The 23,559-nt window shown below is 54.1% G+C and carries 15 protein-coding genes; 9 read left to right on the top strand and 6 right to left on the bottom strand.

The features are described 5' to 3' along the window. The first annotated feature begins 25 nt into the window (after nt 1-25). Entirely contained in the window at nt 26-706 is a 681-nt protein-coding gene (locus tag R3I13_RS15960; RefSeq protein WP_346318949.1) for a hypothetical protein, read from the top strand. On the opposite strand, the gene R3I13_RS15955 is transcribed toward R3I13_RS15960, so the two are convergent. From R3I13_RS15955 to R3I13_RS15945, 3 genes are read right to left on the bottom strand one after another with little or no spacing between them, the layout of a single operon-like run. After that, the gene (locus R3I13_RS15955; RefSeq protein ID WP_346318948.1) at nt 700-1,146 is read right to left on the bottom strand and encodes a DUF4265 domain-containing protein; all 447 of its coding nucleotides are present in this window, start codon (nt 1,144-1,146) and stop codon (nt 700-702) included. The two genes, R3I13_RS15960 and R3I13_RS15955, sit on opposite strands and share 7 nt — an antisense overlap. Then, on the bottom strand, nt 1,147-1,902 hold the full coding sequence (locus tag R3I13_RS15950; protein WP_346318947.1) for a class I SAM-dependent methyltransferase: 756 nt from the start codon (nt 1,900-1,902) through the stop codon (nt 1,147-1,149). Between the two features lie 13 nt (nt 1,903-1,915). Next, nucleotides 1,916-2,290: a hypothetical protein gene (locus R3I13_RS15945; RefSeq protein WP_346318946.1), complete on the bottom strand. Its 375-nt coding sequence runs from the start codon at nt 2,288-2,290 to the stop codon at nt 1,916-1,918. 137 nt (nt 2,291-2,427) lie between these two features. On the opposite strand from R3I13_RS15945, the gene R3I13_RS15940 reads away from it, so the two are divergent. Continuing rightward, nucleotides 2,428-2,940, top strand: a complete 513-nt coding sequence (locus R3I13_RS15940) for a hypothetical protein (RefSeq protein WP_346318945.1) — start codon at nt 2,428-2,430, stop codon at nt 2,938-2,940. A gap of 57 nt (nt 2,941-2,997) precedes the next feature. On the opposite strand, the gene R3I13_RS15935 is transcribed toward R3I13_RS15940, so the two are convergent. Next, nucleotides 2,998-3,684: a GNAT family N-acetyltransferase gene (locus tag R3I13_RS15935; protein WP_346318944.1), complete on the bottom strand. Its 687-nt coding sequence runs from the start codon at nt 3,682-3,684 to the stop codon at nt 2,998-3,000. Between the two features lie 166 nt (nt 3,685-3,850). Between R3I13_RS15935 and R3I13_RS15930 the strand changes: the two genes are divergently transcribed. Continuing rightward, nucleotides 3,851-6,316 (top strand): mechanosensitive ion channel domain-containing protein, encoded by a 2,466-nt coding sequence (locus tag R3I13_RS15930; protein ID WP_346318943.1) that lies wholly within the window; start codon nt 3,851-3,853, stop codon nt 6,314-6,316. 36 nt (nt 6,317-6,352) lie between these two features. On the opposite strand, the gene R3I13_RS15925 is transcribed toward R3I13_RS15930, so the two are convergent. Both R3I13_RS15925 and R3I13_RS15920 read right to left on the bottom strand, forming a co-directional pair. After that, a complete protein-coding gene (locus R3I13_RS15925) occupies nt 6,353-8,866 on the bottom strand; it encodes a phospholipase C, phosphocholine-specific (protein WP_346318942.1) in 2,514 nt (837 codons plus the stop codon). Nucleotides 8,867-8,962: 96 nt separating this feature from the next. Beyond that, nucleotides 8,963-13,315 carry a caspase family protein gene (locus tag R3I13_RS15920; protein ID WP_346318941.1) on the bottom strand — a complete coding sequence of 1,451 codons (4,353 nt, stop codon included), beginning with the start codon at nt 13,313-13,315 and terminating at the stop codon, nt 8,963-8,965. Between the two features lie 226 nt (nt 13,316-13,541). Between R3I13_RS15920 and R3I13_RS15915 the strand changes: the two genes are divergently transcribed. The 6 genes from R3I13_RS15915 (at nt 13,542) to R3I13_RS15890 (ending at nt 23,558) form a co-directional block, all read left to right on the top strand. Then, nucleotides 13,542-14,084 carry a sigma-70 family RNA polymerase sigma factor gene (locus tag R3I13_RS15915; protein WP_346318940.1) on the top strand — a complete coding sequence of 181 codons (543 nt, stop codon included), beginning with the start codon at nt 13,542-13,544 and terminating at the stop codon, nt 14,082-14,084. Between the two features lie 18 nt (nt 14,085-14,102). Beyond that, a complete protein-coding gene (locus R3I13_RS15910) occupies nt 14,103-15,215 on the top strand; it encodes a FecR domain-containing protein (protein WP_346318939.1) in 1,113 nt (370 codons plus the stop codon). A gap of 177 nt (nt 15,216-15,392) precedes the next feature. Continuing rightward, on the top strand, nt 15,393-18,839 hold the full coding sequence (locus R3I13_RS15905; RefSeq protein WP_346318938.1) for a TonB-dependent receptor: 3,447 nt from the start codon (nt 15,393-15,395) through the stop codon (nt 18,837-18,839). Between the two features lie 18 nt (nt 18,840-18,857). Beyond that, nucleotides 18,858-20,687 (top strand): RagB/SusD family nutrient uptake outer membrane protein, encoded by a 1,830-nt coding sequence (locus tag R3I13_RS15900; RefSeq protein WP_346318937.1) that lies wholly within the window; start codon nt 18,858-18,860, stop codon nt 20,685-20,687. A 36-nt stretch (nt 20,688-20,723) separates the two neighbouring features. Next, entirely contained in the window at nt 20,724-22,019 is a 1,296-nt protein-coding gene (locus R3I13_RS15895) for an IPT/TIG domain-containing protein (RefSeq protein WP_346318936.1), read from the top strand. Between the two features lie 21 nt (nt 22,020-22,040). Further along, the gene (locus R3I13_RS15890; protein ID WP_346318935.1) at nt 22,041-23,558 is read left to right on the top strand and encodes a right-handed parallel beta-helix repeat-containing protein; all 1,518 of its coding nucleotides are present in this window, start codon (nt 22,041-22,043) and stop codon (nt 23,556-23,558) included. The last annotated feature ends 1 nt before the right edge of the window (nt 23,559 follow it).

The following is a 23,559-nucleotide window of genomic DNA, read 5'->3' as shown; positions in this document are numbered from 1 at the left end:
CGCATTCTACAAAGAAGTGGGCAGCATGAAATGGAATACCCGTGAACTCGTTGCGCTGAACGAAATATTATCCGGAAATGTGCCATCGTTTCTCCGGAGGTTCGTGCCTATCCACAGTTCCGTTACCGGGCCTGATGGAAAGAGGATCTCCGCCACATGGTTTGTTGCGCCGGATTACCTGTCTGTCGGGAGTGATGAGGACTTTGCAAGGATTCCCCTCACACCCATGACAGCCCAGCGGATCGCAGACAGCCTGCAATGTTTCCTGCCCACCCGGAAAATGGTGAACGACATCTACCTGGCCGCGAAAGTAAAGCTTGAACCCGTCCCGCTCTACGCTTTCCGCGACAGCGCCATCATTTTCCTTCACCATCACCTCATCATAGAAGGACAGCGGAAAGGAAGACGGGGGCTTATTGCAGGCATTAAGAAAGATGTGGTGATCAGCAGCAAAATATCCGCGGACCCGCGTCCGGAGCGCGTTGCCATTTACGGCTGGCACAAGCCTGACGGTAAACCGATCCAGCCTTTGTATACAGGGCATGTGAATTGGTATGTGGATTATTCCCACGGCATCAGGCTGGTATACCGTAAGATAAGAGTGGACGGGCGGTGGATGGACTATACAGAAGTACTGAAACACCCGGCGTATAAGGTGTTGCTGTGCGATGAAGATGTTTGCGGTTATTTCCGGTATGCTCAGTGATTCTCAGAAAGACAGGCTTCCGCGTAATCGAGTATGCCTTTGTCCAGCAACAGTTCCAGCTTCAGCTTGACCGGCCCGTAATCCATATCGGCGGGCACTTCCATCACGAAATAATTGTTTCCTTTTCCCTCGGATTCGCACCCCATTTCCCTGAATATTTCCCGCACGTCTTCCACGTTCTTCGAATGGTCCATCACGATCACCTGTATGGTGGAATTGCCCGATGGACGGATGGTTTCGCGATAGGTGAGGGCCGCTTCGTCGTCATCGAATTCGGCGAATACGATATCGCCGCAGGCGAGCCGGGGAACGTAAAAAGGAATGCTGTCTATCCGGTAATGGCCTTTGTCGCCGTTTATGACGGAGGCCCTGAGCGTTTCCACTACTGTTTCGTCTAATGTATCGCTGTGAAAGCGGAATAATATTTTTACTGAAGCCATTTATTTTAACCTTCCTGAATAAACTTTTGTTTCATAACTGATCCTGATCATGCCATTCTCCTGGTGTTTGTTGAAGAGGGTTGCAAGATCGCGCATCATTTCATCATGACCGGGCTCATGGCTCAGCAGTGCATAAGATGATGAAGAAAGCCGGCCCTTCAGCCCTTCCAGGTCAAACTGCTGGCCGTTGGCGAACAATGCCGTTTCCATCCGGAATGGTTCGAAGTATGCGGCAATGCGCGCGCTGTCTATATTCCGGTGTGGTTTTTTTGCGTAGTCCTTCGCATGTTTGTCTATCAGCAGATCATATTCTTTTTCGAAAGCGGAAAGCCTGTTGCGTTCGTTCCATATCAGTACGGCAATGCCGCCCGGCCTCAGTATCCGCTGGAATTCCGTTTTGCTTTTGTCTGCATCGAACCAGTGAAAGGCCTGCCCCGCGATTATTGCATCCACGCTTTCGTTTGCCAGCGTTGTGTTTTCGGCGGAGCCGTTCACAGCGTGGAACCCAGGGAATTTGCCCAGCGTTTCAACGGCTTTATGCAGCATTTCCATATTAGGCTCCACGGCAAATACGGTGTAGCCTGCTTTGAGGAACAAGGCTGTTGAAATACCCGTTCCCGCGCCCACGTCCGCTAATATTTTGCCTGGCGTCAGGCCGTGCTTTTCCTGCAGGTAAGCGACCACTTCCACCGGGTAATCCGGGCGGTAAGCGGCGTAGTTTTCCACGCGGTTGTTGAATCTTTGTGTATTGTCCATACCATAAAGTTTTTCAAAAAGAACCTGACTGCTGCCGCAAAAAGTCTTCAAGCCGTTTGCGCGTAATGGTCTGGTTGCCGCGGAAGAACGGCTCGGAGTCATTCAGCCGCGCCAGCGATGCGGTGGATTGAAAGGCAAGCCAATCCACAAAGGCTTTCCTGCTCCCGAACTTCGAAGGAGCTTTCAGAAGGCCGTCCATATAGCCATCGTGCAGCTCCCCGTAAAGGTATTCGCCTTTATCATTTTTCTGCAGCCCCATCCCGCAATAATCGCGGTGGAAATAACCGAGGGAATGCCCTTCGTCCAGTTTACCTGCTACCTGCGAGGCAAGGTGATAGCCGAAAAAAGCAGTGTCTGCCGCCAGTTCCTGAAGGTATGAAGCGCTCAATGGATACAGTTTTGCGGCAAGTTAACTAAACCCCGCCTGAAAAAAAATCCGGGTGCTTGTAACTTTTTCATTTTCACCGCCGTTTAAACCATGTTGCTTGAGGTATTTAACCTAACTATTATCTAAAATCGAAAAACATGATGAAAAACACATTGCAGTCGCCGGGGAAGGCACTGCTTGCCACTGCTTTGTTCGGGATCTTCTTTGCGGCCTGTAACGACGACGACACACCGAAACCTCCGCCCAAACGCAGTAAGGAATACGCGCTGACCGTATCCAACGGCACAGGCGGCGGCAAGATAACAGCCAAAGAACTCACGGACAGTACGTTCGACCTGATCATCCGTATCGACAAGTCCACCCGCGACACCACCTACAATTTCGCCCTCTACAAAGGCAAAAAAGAAGACGGCACGCTGGAGCTTTTCCAGAACATCACTTCCATCAAAAGCCAGACCACCGGCGCTGCCGTTGAAGCCAAATGGGCGAATGTGAAAAGTATAACGATAGGCGGGCAAACGAAAAAATTCAATTACGACAGCCTGCTGAAGTACAAAGCTTTTGCGCGTGTATCGTTCGTGAAGAAAAATGTTACGCCGAATGCGGACAGCGTGGTGGCTGTTGGTAACCTCGGCGGAAGCGCCCAGTAGTAGTTTCCCCCAGTTTTAAGTTGATATCGGAGAGCTGTTCCATACCGGAACAGCTCTTTATTTTAGTTTGGTTGTGAGCCGGAAAGAGATTTTCCTGCGCGTGGCAAACCCCATATGCTCATACAGCCCGATAGCCCTTTCGTTTTTTTCGGATACATGCAGGAAGGGGATCTTCCCTGCATCAAGATTACTGTTCACCAAATGCGTGATCAGCTGCTGTGCGTATTTGCGCCCTGTAAAATCCGGATGGGTGCAGATAGCGCTGAGTTCCGTGAACCGGTCCGTGCGCATGCGCTCCCCTGCAATGGCCACCAACTGGCCTTCCTGGCGGATGCCATAATAATGGCCCATGCGGTGGGTGCCCAGCAGGTAATAACCTGGCTGCACAAGCTGCACGAGGTCGTACATTTCCTGTGCATGTTTTTCTTCCAGGGGCTGAATGCCGCTGCTGGTGGGGTTTTGAGCTGACGAGCCGTATACCATCTGGAGGCAGACCAGTTCGTTCTTCACTTCCCAGCCCGCAGGCAATGGCGGCAGATCGCCAATAATGAAGAAATGTTCACCTGTCTTCATGAACGGGTCCAGCGAAGCCGTGGCCGCGGCGCTGGGTTCCGCAAATGCGGTAAACGATACGATATCAGGCCGGTACCGTTTCGCCAGGCTGCCGCCAACGGCAAACTCCTGGTGCTGGCTGGTGAGCGCGCTCCAGGCGGGGTTGTCCAGTTCGGCATATTGATCTTTCATTTTTTCTTTTTAAGCGGCTATAAAGATAATGCAAAGGCCCCCGTATGAAAACCGCTTCCCCGCTACAGGCAAAATAGGGGATCATACATCCGCATGCGTCATTTATATGATTATTTCTTATACATAACTTCTTTTCATAGATTAGCAAAGCAAAACAACCGACCTTATGAAGTACCGCTTGCGCCAGCTCCTCATTTGCAGCCTGTTATTGATGACCGGGCTGGCCATTCAGGCCCAGGACACTGTGCAGCCCCGGCAGCTCCGCCCGGGCGACGGCCGCCAAAGAGCTGAACCTGATACCGGCCGCAGGCGCTGGGATGGAGACACCAGCCGCAGGCGGCCCGGCGATTCCACCCGCCGCCGGGGAATGGGAGGCATGGCTTCGCTGTTTGCCGATTCCGCCAAAATGACCAGCAGCGATTACCAGCTGCAGATCGAGAATGCTTACGTGATACTCAGCAATGTGGAGAATAAAAGCGAGCTGCCCATTACCGTAGAGCTGGTGGCCATCAAGCTGCAGGACAGTGATTCGGTGCTTTCCGTATTGAAGGACAATGTGCTGAACAACAGCCGGGCGCTTAACCTCCGCAATTTACAAGTGTTCCGCACGTTGTTGCAGAACATCCAGCTGGACCTGCGGGAGCATCGCAAGCTACTGGACAGTACTGAGAATAAACTGAACAACCTCCGGACCAGCCTGAAACCAATCGTGGGCGATACCGTACTGCGCCAGCTGATGCGCGACTCCGCGCTTCGCCAGGAATTTGCGCCGCAGCTGAAAGACATGCGGGAAGCTTTCCGTGGCAGCACCCGTGCCCTGCGGGAAAGCCTTGCCCGGGTGAACAGCCTGCAGACGCATACTTCCGCCAATGCGATCACCACCAGCAAGCTGCTCGAAAAAGTGAACAACCTGCTGAACACTTCCGCCGCAAGGATATTCGGGAAAGAATATAACTACCTCTGGGAAAAAGATACAATAAACATCACTTCGGGCACACGCTCCTCTTTCGGCAAAGCCTATGAAGGGGAAAAGAAGGCGCTGAACTATTATTTTAAGGACAGCGGCAACAAACGCCTGTTCCTGCTGCTGATCGGCCTGCTCTTTTTTATCTGGATCTTCCGCAGCATCCGCACCCTCCGCCGGAGGGACGCACTGGGCGCCATCGGCGACCTGGGCTTTGTATACCTGCCTTCAGGTTACATCGTTTCTTCCTTCATCACCATGTTCGCCATCGCCCCGCTGTTCGACCTGCATGCGCCTTCCGCCTATATCGAATCCATGCAGTTCCTGCTCATCCTGATACTGACCATCATCTGCTGGAAAAAATGGCCGCGCAGGCTCTTCCTGTACTGGATCGCCATGGTGCTGCTGTACATCTGCTTCTCGTTCACCCATCATATCGTGGACCCCGGCTTCGGGCAGCGCCTGTGGCTGATATTGCTGAACGGGCTGTCTATATTGTTCGGCGTCCTGTTCCTGTCGCGGATGAAGGAGCACTTGCCGCTCAAAGGATTTTTGCGGTATGTGATCATCCTGCACAACGTGATGAATGTATTGTCTATCCTCTGCAATCTCTGGGGCCGGTTTTCCCTCGCCCAGATCTTCGGCAACGCTGCAATATTTTCTTTCACGCAGGCCATTGGGCTGGCGGTGTTCAGCAAGATATGCATGGAGGCGATCCTGCTGCAGATCGTGGCCAGCCGCGTGAAACGGGGCGTGCAAAGCCGCATCGACTACCAGCCCGTACTGGACAGCTTCCGGCGGCCGGTGCTTTTCCTCGTGGTCATCCTCTGGCTCATCGTATTCACCACTAACCTGAACGTCTATACGGTAGTGCTGAACGGGTTGATAGAAATATTGCAGGCAGACCGCAATATCGGCAACGCAACGTTTACCATCGGCGGCATTCTCCTTTTTTTCCTCATCATCTGGATCGCGCACCTGTTGCAGAAATACGTGGGTTACTTTTTCGGCGATGCGGGGCTGGACGAAGAGATCAGCAACAAAGGCCAGCGCAGCCGCCTGCTGATCGCCAGGCTGGTACTGCTTTGCCTCGGCTACCTGTTGGCGGTGGCGGCTTCCGGCGTGCCGGTAGACAAGATCACGATCGTGCTCGGCGCCCTCGGCGTTGGTATCGGTTTAGGTTTGCAGAATATCGTGAACAACTTCGTGTCCGGCATCATCCTCATTTTCGACCGGCCTTTGCAGATCGGTGATGTGGTGGAGATCGGCGATAAATCGGGAAAAGTAAGAGAGATCGGCCTGCGCTCCAGCACGCTGCTCACGCCAAACGGCGCGGAAGTGATCATTCCCAACGGAGACATCCTGTCGCAGCAGATCGTGAACTGGACGCTGAGCAACAACCAGCAGCGCCTGGACATGGAGCTGACCGTAAGCGGCAGCAACGATATGGAAACGGTGTCTACCGCGGTAAAGAAAGCGATCCGGGGTTCAAAATATGTGCTTGAGAACCGCGAACCGCAGGTGCTGTTCACCAAAGTGCATGAGAACGGATTCGACCTGAAAGCATACTTCTGGTGCAAAGACGTAGCACGCTCGGAGGAAGCGATGAGCGAGATATTGCTGCTGTTGCACAAAGGGTTGAATGAAGTGAATATCACTATTGAATAAAAAGAAAAAAGCAGCCAGCCGGCTGCTTTTTTCTTTTTATATTGTTCTTCCCATCACAGGGTCGGTAAACGATTCTTTTCCTGTTTCCACTCTCCCGGCATACCTTCTTTCGAAATCCTGCGATCCTTTTGCGAGCACGCTGAAGTCGTACCAGCCGTGCTGTTTGCCCAGCGGCAATATCACATCTTTGCTGCCGCCTTTGGGGATTTCCAGGGTTTTGTCCGCCTGTTTGTAACCATGATCTTTAAACACCACGGTGGCGGCCTCGCCGGTGTTCTGCACTTTCACCAGCAGGTTGCCTGTGGGTTTCTGCGCCCTGTCCAGCTCGTAGGTACAGCTTACTTCCAGGGAAGGGTCTTTTTTGCTGCCGCGGAACTCGCGGAAGAAACCGTTCGGGCCATGCAGGCGGAGGTGGTAGCGCTGCGCGTCAAATTCTTTAACGGGCCATTCGTATTGGATGGTATCGCCTGCAACAACGCCGAAATGCCAGTTGCGGGATACTTCGCCATCGAAGCGGGCAGGCGCGTACACGGTAAACGGCGAGCCCTGCGACCTTTTGCCGAATACCCGGTTGCCTGCGGACATACGGATGGTGAAATGATCTTTTTGACCGTTCCAGTTGCCGTCTGCATACAGTTCATACGGTAATGCGCTGGAGGGGCGGATGCCCTTTTCCTGCGCTGCCAGCGGGTTGGCGGTAGCAGGGTTGGCAATCATGCCGGAAATTTCTTCAGCGGTCAGTTTTTTATAACCGGAAGGCACATCTTTGAACTTCGCATTGTAAATGTCTTCCACGAATTGCGTCCTGTCCAGGAATGGCAGCTTGTCGTTGCCTTCGTTATACGGACTGAAGGCGGAGGTGAGGTCGCCGCAAACGGCGCGGCGCCATTTGCTGATATTTTCAAGGTGGATATTTTTCTTGAACTTGTTGTTCACAAAATGCTCCAGGAACTGGATGGTAGAGGTATGATCAAATACCTGCGAGCATACTTTACCTCCGCGGCTCCAGGGCGAAGCGATCATCATCGGTACCCTGTAACCCAGTCCGATGGCGGCTCCGCGGGCTTGCCGCTTAGGAATGCCCTGCGCAATTTCATTTTCCAGGCGCACGAATTCCACTTCAGTGTCTATGCCTTCAGATACTTTACCGGTGCCTGGTTTTTTGTTGTCGGGGATGGAGAAGGGCGGCACATGGTCGTAATAGCCGTCGTTTTCATCATAGGTAACAATGAAAATGGTCTTTTTCCAGACTTCCGGGTTGCTGGTCAGGATGTCCATTATTTCGGAGATGTACCAGGCGCCATACCAGGGCGCGCTCGGGTGGTCGGAATAATTCTGCGGGCTGGCCAGCCACGATACGGTGGGCAGCTTGCCTTCTTTTACATCCTGGCGGAACTGGTAGAACAGGTCGCCGGCGGGCACGGTGAGTTCGCGTGCATTGCCGCTGTCGCTGTATTTCAGCTGGGTAAGCTTGCGGAATTCAGGGTCGGCGCTGTTGATCACGAACGCGCGTTCGTACAACTCTTTTTCCTTCGGGGAAAGTTTTTCGAAATTTTCCCTGTTCCACTGCGCCAGTTCAGCCTTTGCATTATCCAGCGCTTCCTGTTTCTTCGCGATGGCGGCTTTCCGCTTTTTGGTTTCATCGTCGGAGCCGGAAGTGGCTTCGTTCAGTTTATTGATCTCATCGGGCAGCGTGTCTGCCAGTTTTTGCAGGTTACGCACGTAGCGTTCGGAGAATTTTACATTGAAGGCTTTGTAGAACTCCAGGTTATTGCAGCCGAAATTGGCCAGCCAGCTGCGTTCTTCACCCACGTAACCGCCGCCGCAGCTGAGGTCGTTCTGGTAGAATTTCCAGTTCACGTCATTTTCCGTCAGCAGCTCGGGGAAAGTTTTCCAGGGCTGCTTGCCATAGGTATAATCGGTATTGCGGATGTTGGCTTTGGGCAGGCCGGCTTCTTCGCTGAAGATCTGCCCGGTCCAGAAGTAGGCGCGGTTGGGCGTGGTGCTGGTCATTGCGGAACAGAAGTTCTGATCGCACACGGTGAAAGCGTCTGCCAGCGCATAATTGAACGGAAGGTCCTCGCGGGTGTAATACCCCAGGGTGAGGGGAATATGCCAGTATTGTTTATTACCCGGTTTCTTGGACAGCAGCCACTTATCGTATTTGCCGCCGTTGTTGGCGTCTACCTGGTCGTGGCGGCCATGGGGCAATGCGCCCATCCAGGTCACCTTGGTGTCTTTGATGTGCAGCCGGAACGGTGAATAGGTTTCACCCTGTTCGTTGGTTTGCAGCCATACCGGCTTTTTGTCGGGCAGGGAAATGGCGCGGGGATCGTTGAACCCGCGAACGCCCTGGAGGGTGCCGAAGCAGTGGTCGAACGAGCGGTTTTCCTGCATGAGGATCACGACGTGCTCCGCATCCAGGAAGGTGCTGCCCGGGGCGGGATTGATGGCCATGGCCCGTTGGATAGAGGCTGGCAGAAAGGCTTGCAGTCCGGCTGCGCCGGATAAGAGCATTGATTTCTTAAGGAATTCTCTTCTGTTATCCATTATGAAAAAAGTGATTTGAGTAGCGGTTTTTCCGTAATCAAGGGACAAAGTATAAAAATATGTCAGCCGGGTGTACTTTCCAATGTTAATTCTATTTTATTTCATTTGGTTTCGTAAATCTTTTTTTAGGTCGTGCCTGAGAGGGGCAGCGAAAGATAATTTAAGGGAGGAGAGGATGTAACCGGGGAGGAAATGTTGGCGGAGGAAGCCGTTTTCCAGGGCAAAAACGCTCTGCCCGTCTTCGGAAAAATGGGCGTCCGGGCAGTCGCGGTAGGTGAAAACGCGCTGTTCCTGGAGGTCGAACAGCACGGATTCCTTCCGGCCGTTCACCAGGAAATACTGGCCGTTGAAGGAGAAACGGGTGAATTCCAGGGATTTAACGGAAAAATGGATGTCTTTTTCCAGCTCTCCTTTCATATTGTATTGCTGGGTGATGTATGAATTGTCGAACTGCACGAAAAGTTTATCGTCCGTGCTGAAAACCCTGCTGATGAACCGCCGCCTGGTCTGTACTGTGGCAAGGCGCACGCCTTCCGGCGAAAAAAGATAGAAGGAATCCCGCAGGGCATTGGCCGGCAGCTTGCTGCCCATATGCGAAAGCGGGAGAAAAATGATGCCGCCGCATACGGTCTTCGTCCGGGAAAAAGTAGGCGAGCCGCCCGCGGCCTGGGAGGTGATAAGCTTGCCGGAAAAATCGAAGAACGCCAGCACATGGCCTTCCAGTGAAAGGATGATCCTTTCAGGACCGGGGAGAATGGCGGCCCGGAGAATCGCCTGGTTGGGTTTGATGCTGCATACAAACTGGCCGTTGCGGAAAAGATCCGCATGCCGTTTGTTTAACAGGTGCAATGTATATACGCTACTGTTACCACCTGCAGCAGCCTGTATACGCCCGGGCAATTCAGGATATGCTTTGAGTCCGTTTTCCGCGCGCAGCACATGCCAGAAGTTGTCGCGGGTTTCGATCAGCAGAGTGCCGGAATCTTCCGTGAACGCCATACTGCGGACGTGCTGGGCCTTCAGCGGGCGGCGCACCGGCAGGCTGCCGTCTGTCGGCAACAGCGACAAGGTGCCGCTGCCGTCCATGGTGGCGATCCTTTTTTCATCAGGACTGAAAGCGGAATTTCGCACCTCCGGTATTTTGGCGGAGGAATGCAGCAAGCCGCGGGTAGCGTGATGCAGGTAGCTTTTCCCGGCATGGGCATCGTGCAGGAAGAAGAAATTATTCGCGGGGGAAACGGTGAACTGCCGCACGCCTTCATTCACGGGGAAATGAATAAAAGGAAGGAACTGGTCTTCCCATACCCGCACCTTTCCATCGCCGCCCGCAGTTACGACGGTGCCGGTGCCGGTGCCAGGTATGGCAAGAGCTTTCACGATCTTCCTGCTATGATCGAAAGTGCGGAGCGGCTCGCCTTTAAAACTGGTTTCCACGGCGCTGGAATCAGAACCGGAGATCAGCAGGGTTTCGTCGCTGCCGGCTGCAATATAATTCACCAGTGCTTCGAAGTTGAAGCGGTGCAATACTGCGCCGTTCTTGTCACGCACGGATACGTTGCCGTTTGTGTCTGTACTGAAAATATATTTACCGTCTGCTGTAATGTGCACCACGCCAAGGTCTTCGCGCTGCGATACCACTTTGGTGAGCGCTCCGCTGCGGGAGAGGAAGTACCCGGCCTGGTATGTTTCCACGTATAATTTTCCCTGCTGCGTTTCACGGATATGGCGCACGCCGCTGAGGCCGGCCTTGCCGCTGAGCCGGAAGTTCGCGAAGCTGCGTATTTGCAGTTCGTCGTAAGCAAATAATAGCAGGCTTTTTCCTTTGTTCACCAGGTAAACTTCTGAAAATTCTTCCGGGATGGCTTGCTCATGCACGAGTTTCCCGTTCACATCCCACAACCGCCATTGCCCGCCGCCCAATGCGCCTACCTGCAAACCACCGGTTACGCGCTGCGCCTGGGTTACAGGCTGCCTGCCATTGAGCAGCTGCTTTTGTTTGCCCAGCATCCACAGTTTGCCATGCGAGGTCAGCGCCACTACGGTTTGGTTATCCGCCATCACTTCCACCCATTCTGCTTCGCTGCTTAAAGTATAAGTAAGGTGTTTCCCGTTTTGAAGGTCGATAATGAACACGCGGTTGTCTCCGCCCGCAGAGGCCAGCAGTCGCCCGTTTCCGGATAATGCGATATCGTTCACGGCGCGTTCGTGCACGTATTCCCATTTGTAAAGCCCCCGGCGCTTCAGCAGCCATTCGTTGTTGAACAGCTGGCAGAGTAAGTAATGCACACGGGCGGGCACAAAAATGTCGTGTTTATGGCAGATGCGCACTGCTTCCTCCAACAGGCGTAATGCCTGGGTAAGATCGGATTCTTCCAGCTGTTCAACGCGGTAGGAAATTTCCGAAACGGTGATGAGCGCAATGCGGCGCTGGTGCTGCTGCCGCCTGGTTCTCCGCAGCTCCCGGCTGTCGCGCAGGAAAAGTTCTTCCTGCTGCGTGAGGTACTGCGGATGTGAACGGAGCATATCGGCGAGGTCGTCGAGATAAGGACTGTCGTGCCAGAGCAGCGTTTCTTCCCCTGCGCCTGCAGTGGCTTTGTATTCGTTGGCCACGTCTTCCAGCCGTTTCAGCAACGCGAAGGCCTGCATGCCCAGCTCTTCCACCCACTTTGCGATCTGCGGCCAGGAGCGGAGGAATGATTCATGCGCTACTTCAATATGCAGGCCGCCGGCCACGAGCAGGCGGTAATCCGCGGAGGTCATCAATGTTATCACTGCGTCCATCCGCTGCTGTTCCGCCGGATTGCTGAACACCAGCGAGGACCGGCTGATGCGGCGGGAAATGATGCGGCCGCCGTCTGCATTGATGAGCCGGAAAAGAAGGTGGCGCATCGTGCGCTGGAGGTCTTCTTTGCTGCCTTGCGTTTTTTCATGGATGTGTTCGTACAATTCATCCGCCATGATGCTGATAGCGCCGTATACGCCGTTCAGTTCTCTGTATACTTTTTCCGACAACACATGCCCGCCGGAACGTTTGAATACGATAGACATGGTATACGACAGCAAAGGCAGCGGGCTGGGTGCCTGCGCCAGTTCCGTTACGATGTTCTCTTCCCATCCTTCCGTGCCTTCAAATAAAAGCACTGCCTGTTTAGCTGGCTGCAGCAAGGCTTCGCGCAGTTCGTCGCGGCTCATGGCCGGGATGGGGAAGCGGTTGGTTTGCCAGATGTTGCTGAAAGCGCCGGCAGTAAAATAACGTTCAAAATCGGAGCGCACGGTGATGATAATGCGCGTAGGTAGCGACGCTACCTGTTGCAGGAACGCAGCTGCCTGCGGCAGGCGCAGGGCTTCTTCAAACTGGTCGATGATGAGTATCTCCGGCAGCACAGTGGGCAAACCCTCATCAGGACGTATAATGGCAAGGCTGCGTTTTTCAGCGCGCAGCAACGGCACGAGCCCCGCCATTACCAGCGACGATTTGCCGCTGCCCGAAGAGCCGGTTACCACGGTGAAATCGCGTTCGCTGCAGAAATCATACAGCTCGCGCGTGACCCTTCTTCTCCCGAAAAAGAAATCCGCATCTTCTTCCCTGAATTTTTCCAGGCCTTTGTAAGGATTGAGGCCGGGCGGTTTAGAAGGAAGCGCAGGTGGATGAATATTGGGAATGAAAACGAATTCTCCTTTGTCGTGCCGCGCCAGCGGGAAGATGGCGGGCGTTTGCCGCAGGCTGAGACTGGCGGCCAGGCTGGTTTCTTCCACCTGCCTGCGTAAATAAAGATACAGTTCGGTAGCGGTCACGATGCCGTCGTTGATCATATCGGCTTCCCCGCGGATGCCCCTGAAAAGAAACTCCGCAAAGGGCGAATGCAGGCTGGCGTCAGTTTCTCCTCGGCTGCCAAGGCCCAGCAGCTCGTCGATCGCTTTCTGGTCGTGGGCCGATGAAGTGATCACCTGCCAGGCGGCTTCGGTGGTATACCTTTCAAACAATTCTTTGTACATCACGTTGGGCACGCCTTCGCCAAGGTCCCGCAGCCCGATGGACCAGCGGAATGCTCCGGAAAAACAACAATCCAGCAGCAGCAGGAAATGCCTGCAGGGCAGGGAATTGATGAGCTCAGACAGCCAGGCCATGGAAACGAAAGTGGACACGTCTTTCTGCCCGTCCCGCGGGATAAGCCAGCCTTCGGGCCTGTTGGCATGATCGCGCGCGAGGCCGTGGCCCGCGTAATAAAGTATCACGCGGTCATCTTCCCCGATCTCTTTCCGCATATTCTCCAGGAAATCCGTCAGTTCCTGTTTGTCCGCATCATACAGGTCCTTTACGGTAAACTGCTGCCCGCGCAGCAGCTTCGCCAGTTCTTTCCCGTCGTGCAGGGGTGTTTGCAAACGCGCGAAAGAATGGTAGTTGCTGATACCGATGATATAAGCCTTATGTGCGGCAAAGCTGAACATCAGTGATAGTTTGGCTCTTGATGTAAATTAATCAAATTTATAATGTGTTTGGTTTTTTTCCGCATGGGGATCAGCAGTAGCGATGATACGCCCCGGCTCAAACATTAGGAAATTCAAATTATTGAGTATCTTACCTGCCGCAAATAATCAGCCAGATCGGATTATTGCTGTGCGATCCGCTACTCTCGCATGGCCACACGCAAACCACGGTAAAGAATGTAAGCCAATGAATCATTCTCCGGATACTCTTTTATTGGACCGCCTGAAAGAAGGGGATGAGACCGCTTTTGAAGCACTTTTCGAAAAATATTACAAGATGCTCTGCGTAAACGCCTTTTGGTTCCTGCAACAGGAGCAGGAAGCGAAAGATCTTGTGCAGACGTTTTTCATTGATATCTGGGATAAGAAGCTGTATCATCATTTCCAGGGCGATGTGAAAGGATACCTGCACACCGCGGTGCGCAACCGTTGCCTGAACCATCTCAAAAAACAGCGTATCCGCCTGGATCATCACGAAGCATTTTTCAGCATGCACGAAGCCGAAGGTCATGAAGAGCCTGACGCGCCACTGGACTATTACAAGCAGCTGCATTCTTCCTTGAATAATATCACCGGCCAGAAACGCATGGCCATCCAGATGATCTATTTGCAGGGCAAGCGCTACCAGGAAGCGGCGGAGGAAATGGGCATCAGCCTGAATTCTTTTAAAACGCACCTGAAGCGCGGGCTGAAATTATTGCGGAGCACCGTACAAACTAAAAAATACTAACTTGTTAACCCGGCAACAATGAAAGAGCAGGAACACATATTCCAATTATACATACAGCACCTTTCGGGAGAATTATCGCCCGAAGAGGAAACCTATATCGAGAAAAAACTGAAGGAAGACGAAGGTTTCAGGGCAGTGTGGGCCTCATTTTCCGAAGGCGACCGCGCCCGGCGCACGGAAGCCTTTGCGCGCGATCTTTCCACTGACGGGGCGCTGGCCGAAATGAAAGACCGGAGAATCTCCCGCGGCGGCGTTCGCCGCATATGGTACGCGGCCGCCGCTGTGGTAGCGGGTTTACTGGTTACGGGCGGTGTGCTGATGTGGCCTTCCCAAAAAGATACACCCGCTGCGCAGCTGCCGGAATTGCCGCCCAGCGCGGTGAACCTGGTGCTGGCCAACGGGCAGACCATCACCCTGAACGGCGACAGTACACAAACGATCGCGCTGCAACAGGCTACATTAAGTAACAGCAATGGCACGCTCGCTTACCAAAGCACGGATACTTCCAGCAGCATCCTGCGCGTGCCGGCAGGCGGCAGTTATAAAATGGTACTGGCAGACGGTACCACCGTTTGGCTCAATGCCTCCAGCAGCCTGCGTTTCCCGTTCAGCTTCTCCGGCGCTACCCGCGATGTATACGTGGAAGGCGAAGCTTTTTTTAAAGTCGCCAGCGACGCGCAGCACCCGTTTATTGTCCATACACCCCAAACGAGGGTACGCGTGCTGGGCACTTCCTTTAACATAAACACCTACGAACCCGGCGCCGAGCGTACTTCCCTCGTGGAAGGCAGCGTACAGATGCAGGGCCGCAACGGGCAGCAGCTTATACTGAAACCGGGCCTACAGGCAGACTTCTCCGCCGCCGGCTTCAGCACCGCGCCTTTCGACGAAGAGGAAGTGACCGCCTGGATGAGCGGCGTATATTACTTCCATAAAATGCCCGTAACGGCCATTACCGCCGCCGCATCCCGCTTTTACGGCATCCGCTTCGAGACGGAAGGAGAGCGGTTTGCCAAAGTGACGGTTACAGGAGTGATGGACAGGGCGCGCCTCCAGGAATTCCTCAGCGACCTGCAAACCACTGCCGGCGCGGAAATCAAGATCGAGAATCAGACCGTTTACCTGAAATAAAGATAAGCCCAACATTGACCGGCCAAGGCGACCAATTGGAAACCCGCAATGACGGGCTTTTCCCTGCTTTGTCATTCCTCCGGCTTCAGCCCTGCTGCTTCCTGCAATGATGGAACAGACAATGATTAAAATTTTTTTTCTCCGGCTGTCACCCGTTTCAATTAAACAGGTGTAGTTATGCTGAATATCAACCAAACCAATTGTTCCGAGATGAGAAAATGTATGCGCAACCGGCAGGCTATGCGGCTCCTCGTGCTTAGCTGCATCCTGTTTTCCATGCTCCTGCCGGCCACGGGGCAGGTAAAAGATCCATCCCTTCAAACCCCGGTAACGGTAGCAGGCAGCAACATGAGCCTGTTACAGGTGTTCCGGAGCATCAAAAAACAAACCGGCTTCACCCTCGTATACAGCAACCAGCTGCTGAACGACGGTGAAAAGATGGACCTCAACTTCCGCAATACCCGCCTGAAAGAGGTGCTGGATTTTGTGCTGAAGAACAAAGGCATCGTGTACGAAGTGCGCAGCAACCGCATCGTGCTGGACCGAAAGCCGCCCGAAGAAGCGCCTGCAAAGGTTTCCGCGGTGCAGGACGAAAAGCGGGAAGAAGCCGTGAAAGGGCAGGTGATGGATGGTGAAGGTAATGCCCTGCCCGGCGTGACCGTATCTGTGAACGGCACCAGCCGCGGCGTGATCACAGATGCGCTCGGCATCTTCACCATTTCCGCTGCTCCCGGCGAAGTGCTGAAAGTGGTGATGATCGGCATGAATACCGAGGAAATAAAACTCGCCGGGCAAAAAGTGCTGAAAGTGACCCTCACGCCCAAGATCGACAAGCTCAACGAAGTGGTGGTAGTGGGTTTTGGCAAACAGAAAAAAGTGACCGTAACCGGTTCTGTGGCCACCGTAAACATGCAGGACATGCAGGCGCCCGTGCGCTCGCTTACCAACAACCTGGCCGGTAAAGTGGCCGGCGTTATCTCCATGCAAAGCGGCGGCGGCGAACCCGGCTACGACAATCCCAACTTCACCCTGCGCGGCATCGGCACCTTCGCCGGCAGCGTGAGCCCGCTCATTATCGTAGACGGTGTGCAGCGCGAAGACGTGAACAGCACTTACGGCGGCGCGTTCAACAACATCGACCCGGAAGACATCCAAAGCATCAGCCTGCTGAAAGACGCTTCCGCCACCGCCGTATACGGAGCCCGCGGCGCGAACGGCGTGCTCATCATCACCACCAAACGCGGCGTGGCCGGCAAACCGAAAGTATCCGCCAAAGTAGAAGCAGGATACAATGGTTTCACCAAACTGCCCAGCCTGCTGGACGGCGTGACCTTCATGCAGCTGTACAACGAAGCACAGGAAAACATCGGCGCCGCGCCGGTATATTCAGACGAAACCATCGCCAAAACCGCCAGCGGCCTCGATCCTTATCTTTATCCCAACGTCAACTGGATAGACCGCATTTATAAAGACTGGGCGCCCATGGCCAATGCCAACGTGAACGTAAGCGGCGGCGGCGAAGCCATGCGTTATTACGTATCCATGAGCTTTTACAACCAGGACGGTCAATACAACGTTTCCAAAGCCAACGGCTACAACCCCAACCTCAATTTCAAGCGCTACGATTTCCGGAGCAATGTGGACCTGAACGTTACCAAAACAACGACCTTATCGCTGAACCTCGCCGCCATGCTGGTAAACAGTCGCTACCCCGGTAATTCCGCCAACACCATCTGGTACAATTCATATTCCGCCAATCCCATTTCATTCCCTGTTCAATACCCCGACAATATGTGGGCCGGCCCGCGCAACAACGGCGGCGCCAACCCTTTCAACCTTGTGCAGAACAGCGGCTACAGCACCGAGTTCAGGCCTTCCGTGCAATCCGTGCTTACCCTCACCCAAAAGCTGGACGGCCTCACGAAAGGCCTCAGCGCAACAGGCCGCTTCTCCTTTGACAGCTACAGCGAATTCGGCAACTCCCGTCTCGGTACCAACGACCTCTGGTACGCCGGCTCCCGCACGCCGGATGGCAAGCTGAATTTCGAACGTGTGCGCAACGGCCAGACCTTCCTTGGCTTCAGCCAGTATTCCACCGGCGAAAGAGTCATGTACCTTGAAGGAAGCCTTACCTACGACCGCACCTTCGGCAACCATACATTTGGCGGCCTGCTCGTGGGCACCATCCGCAACCGCCAGTGGGGAACGCCCGGCGATGTGAAACGTTCCATTCCTTTCCGGAACCAGAGCCTGGCCGCAAGGGTTACTTACGGTTTCATGGATAAATATCTTTTTGAAGTGAACATGGGCGCTACCGGTTCGGAAAACTTTGAACCGGGCAAGCGCTGGGGCTTTTTTCCCGCCGTGGCAGCAGGCTGGGTGATCTCCAAAGAAGGATTCATGCAGGGGCAGGAAGTGTTTTCCCTCCTGAAGCTGCGCGCCAGCTACGGTTCCACCGGCAACGACGCGATCAGTGGCGACCGCTTCGGATACCTTACTTACCTCGAAGGAGGTGGAGGCATTTCCTTTGGTTCGTCCCCGCAGTTCTATGGCGGCAATTATGCCCGCGTGATCGGTACGGAAGACCTTACCTGGGAAACTTCCGCCAAGACCAATGTAGGGCTGGATATCGGGATTGCCAATAAGATCAATATCACGGTAGATGTGTTCCGGGACGAGCGTAAAGACATCCTCATCCGCCGCAACTCCATTTCTTCCATCGGCGGCTTCGGCCAGAGCGACATCTTCGCCAATATGGGAGAGATGGTGAACAAAGGAGTGGACGGAAGCATGGAATATCTCGCTCAATTCGACAAAAATATTTCCCTGCGCTTGTTCGGCAATATCACTTACGCCCGCAACAACATCGTGTTTCAGGACAATCCCAAATATCTCTACGACTACCAGCAGCCCGAAGGCCGCATGTGGAGGGAGTATTTCGGCTACAAAGCCATCGGCCTGTTTACCGACCAGGATGATGTGGAGAAAAGTCCCACGCAGCTGCGTACCGTATATCCCGGCGACATCAAGTACGAAGATCTCAATGGCGACGGCGTGATCAACAACAACGACCGTACTTACCTCGGCAAATCCGCTTTCCCGGTATGGTCTTACGGTTACGGCTTCAACCTGGGCGTCCGCCGTTTTGAATTCAGCATATTGTTTGCCGGCGTGGCCGATGTATCTATCATGGCCAACGGTTCGGAAACCACGCTGAACGACGGTTCCGCCAACGGCGTGGGCGTAGTGCCTTTCACCGGCATCGGGCAATACCCTGCGAACATCCTCAGCAATGTTACCGACCGCTGGACCAAAGACAATCCCCGGCAGGATGCCTGGTACCCGCGCCTGACCGTTGCCAACACTTCAGATAACAATTACGTAGACAGCGACTGGTGGCTGAAAGACGGCAGCTTCATGCGTCTCAAGCAGGCTTCGCTGAGTTATAACATCATAACACCCGCCAACCGCGTGAAAGGGGTGAGCCAGCTGCAGGTATATGCTGCCGGTACCAACCTGCTCACCTTTAGCAAATTCAAACTATGGGACCCTGAGCTGGGCTCCAACGGCGCCAAATACCCGTATTCCAAAACCGTCACCCTGGGGCTGAGGGCACAATTCTAACGTTAAAAGGATGATCATATGAACAAGCATACGTACCTGATCCTGCTGTTGTCTTTCGCTTTGTTTTCCTGTTCCAAATACCTGGACAAGAAACCGGACAACCTGCTCACCGAGGAAATGATCTGGACTACCCGCGCCAACGCGGAGAGTTATCTCTACAATGTCTACAGTCATATTTATAATACAGACGGCGGCGATTTCGCCACTATGGGCGCCAGCGATGAGTCGTCCGTTTCCATCGGCACAGTGAACGTGCGGCAGATGGTATCCGGCAACTGGAGCGCATCCAGCGGGTATTTTTATAACTGGGGGCCTTATTACACGGGCATCCGCAAGACCTTTGTATTTGAGCAGAATATAGACAAGGTGCCCGCCCATCAGCTGAGCGCCGAGCTGAAAGCGCAATACAAGGCCGAAGTACTTTTCCTGCGCGGTTATTTCTACTGGATGATCCTGAAACAATACGGCCCGTTTGTAAAAGTGACGGACCTGCTGAGCCCGAACGAAGATTATAACAAATATCCCCGCGCGCCTTTCGATGAATGCGTGGCATATATCAACGAACTGATGGATGCGGCGGCGGCCGTGTTGCCCGATGAATGGGAATCCAGCACCAACCTGGGCCGCCCTACGAAGGGAAGTTGCCGGGCTGTAAAGGCCAAGGCCGCCATCCTGGCCGCCAGCCCGCTCTGGAACGGAAACCCTGCTTTTGCCAATTTTAAGAACCAGGACAATACACCCCTGGCGCCGCTCACCGCCGATCCCAACCGCTGGAAGACCGCGGCGGATGCGGCTAAGAAAGTGATAGACGGTGGTAAGTACAAGCTGTTTACCAATCTTGACAACGGCGGCAGTACCTTCGACCCTTATGCCTCCGTTCGCGACGTGCATCTCACCAACTGGAACAACGAGATCATTTTCGGAGTGGTAGGCTGGAGCCGCTGGGGCTGGACCAAATGTGCGTCTCCCGGCCCGGGCGGATACAACATGTATTGCGCTACACAGAACCTGGTAGATGCATTTAGCATGAAGAACGGCCGTACGATAGACGATCCGCAATCCGGCTACGTAGAAACAGGTTTCGCCGGCTCCGGAGATGCTGCGCGCCCATGGGCGCACCGCCAGGGAGAATGGAATATGTACGCCAACCGCGAAGCGCGCTTCTATGCCAATATCATGTACAACGCAAGACCTGTGGTGCCCGCGCAGAATGCGGACGACCGCAATTATTATTCCTCCGACAACAACGCGGACGGGCAGGGGCGTGCGGAATTCTACTACAATGGCAAATCAGGGCAAAAGTCCGCCGGCAGCAGCACCATTACTGGCTACCTGGCGCTCAAACGTGTGAGCCCCAGCAGCAACATCCGCTACGACAACGTGAGCTTTCACGGCCCGTATATCCTTATCCGTTATGCAGAAATACTGCTGGACTACATAGAAGCCCTCAACGAATACGATCCTTCCAATGCCGATATCGTGAAATACATGAACGAGATCCGCACCCGCGCCGGCCTGCCCGGCATCGAAACCGTATACCCTGACGCGGTGGGCGACAAGGACAAAATGCGCGCGCACATCCTGCGTGAACGGCAGGTGGAACTGTGTTTTGAAGCAGACCGTTATTACACGCTCACGCGCCGCCTGTTGGCAGGCCTGCCCAAATACACCACCATCTATGGCCTCGACGTGAACGCGAACGACAACGGGCTGGGCTTTTCATTCACCCAGTTCTACAACCGGAAAGTATACCAGCAGCGGTACTGGGACAACAAGATGTACCTGTTCCCCATCAACCAGGGCGATATTGAGCGCGACCGTGCATTGGTACAGAACCCCGGCTGGTAATCCATTTTTTATTCAGACCAATCAATCATTCCCGATATGATCAGATCATTTTTCACTTATATCATCGCAGGCAGTCTCATGCTGGCCGCCTGTAAAAAGGACGATGACAACAACAAACACGTGGCCGGCGCGCCGGTAGTGGTGGAGAGTTTCCTGCCGGCACAGGGTGGTGGCGGCACTTCCATCCTCATCAGCGGCAGCAACTTTGGCGATACCACCGAAGTGGAAGTGAGCATCAATGGCAAACGTCTTGCCGTGACCGGCAGCAATACCAGGCAGATCATGGCCGTGGTGCCGAGGAAGTGCGGTTCAGGGAAAGTGGTGGTGAAAGTAGGCGGCAAAGAAGTGAGCAGCGATGTGGAATTCAATTATGTTTTCACGCGCAGCGTGACCACCCTGGCGGGCAGCGGCATAGCCGGCTTCGCGAACGGGAAGGGTGAAGATGCGATGTTCCGCTTCAACAGCGAATCATGGTACCGTGGCAGCGGCATTGCGGTAGACGATGACCTGAATGTATATGTAACAGACCCCGGCAACCATTGCATCCGCAAGATAGATAGCGCCGGCAGGGTAACAACGCTGGCTGGCAGCCCCGAAGCGGGCGACGCCGATGGAACCGGCGCTGCAGCCCGCTTCCAGATACCTTACGGCGTGGCCGTGGACGCGCAGGGCAATGTGTATACCGCTGATCCGGGGAGCTGGAAAATAAAAAAGATCACCCCCGCAGGGGTAGTCACCACCTGGCTGGACGCAGGCACTGAAACCTGGCAGGTGGCCGTGGATAAATCCTCCAACGAAGTATTCTATGCCAACAGCGGCGGCGGAGCGATATACCGCATTCCTTCACAGGGCAATAAAGTATTGGTGGCAGACGGCATCAGCACGCCTGCTGGCCTTGATTTCGACAAACAAGGCAACCTTTACGTGGCTGCCGCTACCAGGCATGTGATCATCCGTTATACCAAAAGCACCTGGGCTCCCACCGTGATCGCCGGCCAGAGCGATGTGCCCGGTTACCTCAACGGCGCAGGCACTGCGGCCAAATTCGCCAATCCATGGGGTCTCGCCGTAGATGCCGACGGCAATATCTACATCGCAGGCAACGGCACCTGGGACGGCGGCGCTTACAACCCCGACCAGAGCATCCGTTTCATTACGCCCAACAACTGGCAGGTAAGCACTTACGCCGGCAGCAATACATCCGGCTACGCCAATGCGATTGGCGAAGCTGCGGCATTTGCGGGCCCGCTGGGTGTAGCCGTGGATAAGAACGGCACCGTGTACGTGGTGGACAAAAATAATAACCGTGTAAGAAAGATCGTATCAGAATAAGAAAAACAGCACCGGACAAAAATGATGAAGACAATATTCCTGTTGAGCCTGATGGCGGTTGCGGGCTGCAGCAAAAGCAGCTCGCCCACCGCTACTGAACCTCCTTCCCGCCAGAACACCTTTTACGTATCACCCACGGGCAGCGATGCTTCGGCAGGCACCCTGCAGGCGCCGCTGAAAGGCATCAATACTGCACTGGCCAAAGCCGCGCCCGGCGATACCGTGATCGTAAGAGCAGGCCACTATTACGAAAAAGTATTTTTCCCCAAACCCGGCAGGCTCGAAAAGATGATCACACTCAAAGCTTATCCCGGCGAGAGGCCGGTGATAGACGGAACAGGGCTCACCGTAAACGGGAAAGAAGCGCTGGTAACCATCCGCAACGCCAGCTACATACAGCTGGAAGGTTTCGATATCTGCAACCTGAAAAGCAGCACGCCATGGGTGAATGTGAACGGCATCCTGGCGGATGCGGGTTCTTCCAACCTTATTATCCGCCGCAACAGGATCTATAATATCGAACACAACGTAGCGAAGGAAGATGGTCGCAGCGGTCATGGCATCGAGATCATCGGGAACACGGAAGTGCCGATGAAGAACATCCTGGTGGAAGAAAATGAAATTCACGACTGCAACACCGGCTACAGCGAAAACCTGACCATCAACGGGTATGTGGACGGGTTCACCATCCGGAAAAATATCATTTACAATGCAGAAAATATCGGCATAGACGCGGCGGGCGGCTATGCGGCGAACACGGTGCCGGCATATAATTATGCCCGTAATGGTCTGATCACCGAGAACACACTCTACAACATCGACATGACGACCGGCCCTGTGGGCGGCGTTCACGGGCATGGCGCCATTGCCATTTATGTGGATGGCGCGAGGAAGATCACCGTAGAGAGGAACCGCATTTACGACTGCGACCGCGGCATCGGCATTGTAAGCGAAACCGATGCCTATCCTACCAGCGATTGTATTGTGCGGAATAATATCGTGACCAATAGTTACCGGACCGGCATTTACCTCGGCGGATACCTGGGCTATACCAGCGGCGGCACACGCAATTGTTATGTGGTGAATAATACATTAGCGGGAAACAACCGCATGCGCGGCGCTTTCGGGGAAATAGAAGGGGAGTTGCGGCTTACAGAACAGTGTTTCGACAATGTGATCCGCAACAACCTGGTAGTAGCAGGGCCGGATGACCTTTTCCTGCACAAATACACCAATACCGGCAGCGGGAACGCGATAGACAACAACCTGTACTATTCAACATCGCCCTCCGGCTGGATCTGGAACACGACCAACGGTACGCCCTATACAGATTTTAATGCGTGGAAAGCCGCCAGCGGTGTAGATGCGAATTCCGTTGCAGGCAGCAACCCGCTGCTGACGCAGGATTACCGGATACCGGCGAACTCGCCCGCCAAACAGGCAGGGTATGTGTTGCCCGCGGACGTGCTCGGCGCCGTGGATTTTTCAGGGCAACCGCGTGTGCAGAATAACAAGGTGAGCATCGGCGCACATCAATAAA

The organism is Chitinophaga sp. YIM B06452, assembly GCF_039655965.1.
Lineage (GTDB): Bacteria > Bacteroidota > Bacteroidia > Chitinophagales > Chitinophagaceae > Chitinophaga.
Note: the sequence above shows the minus strand (reverse complement) of the source record. Positions and strands in the feature narration are given on the sequence as shown.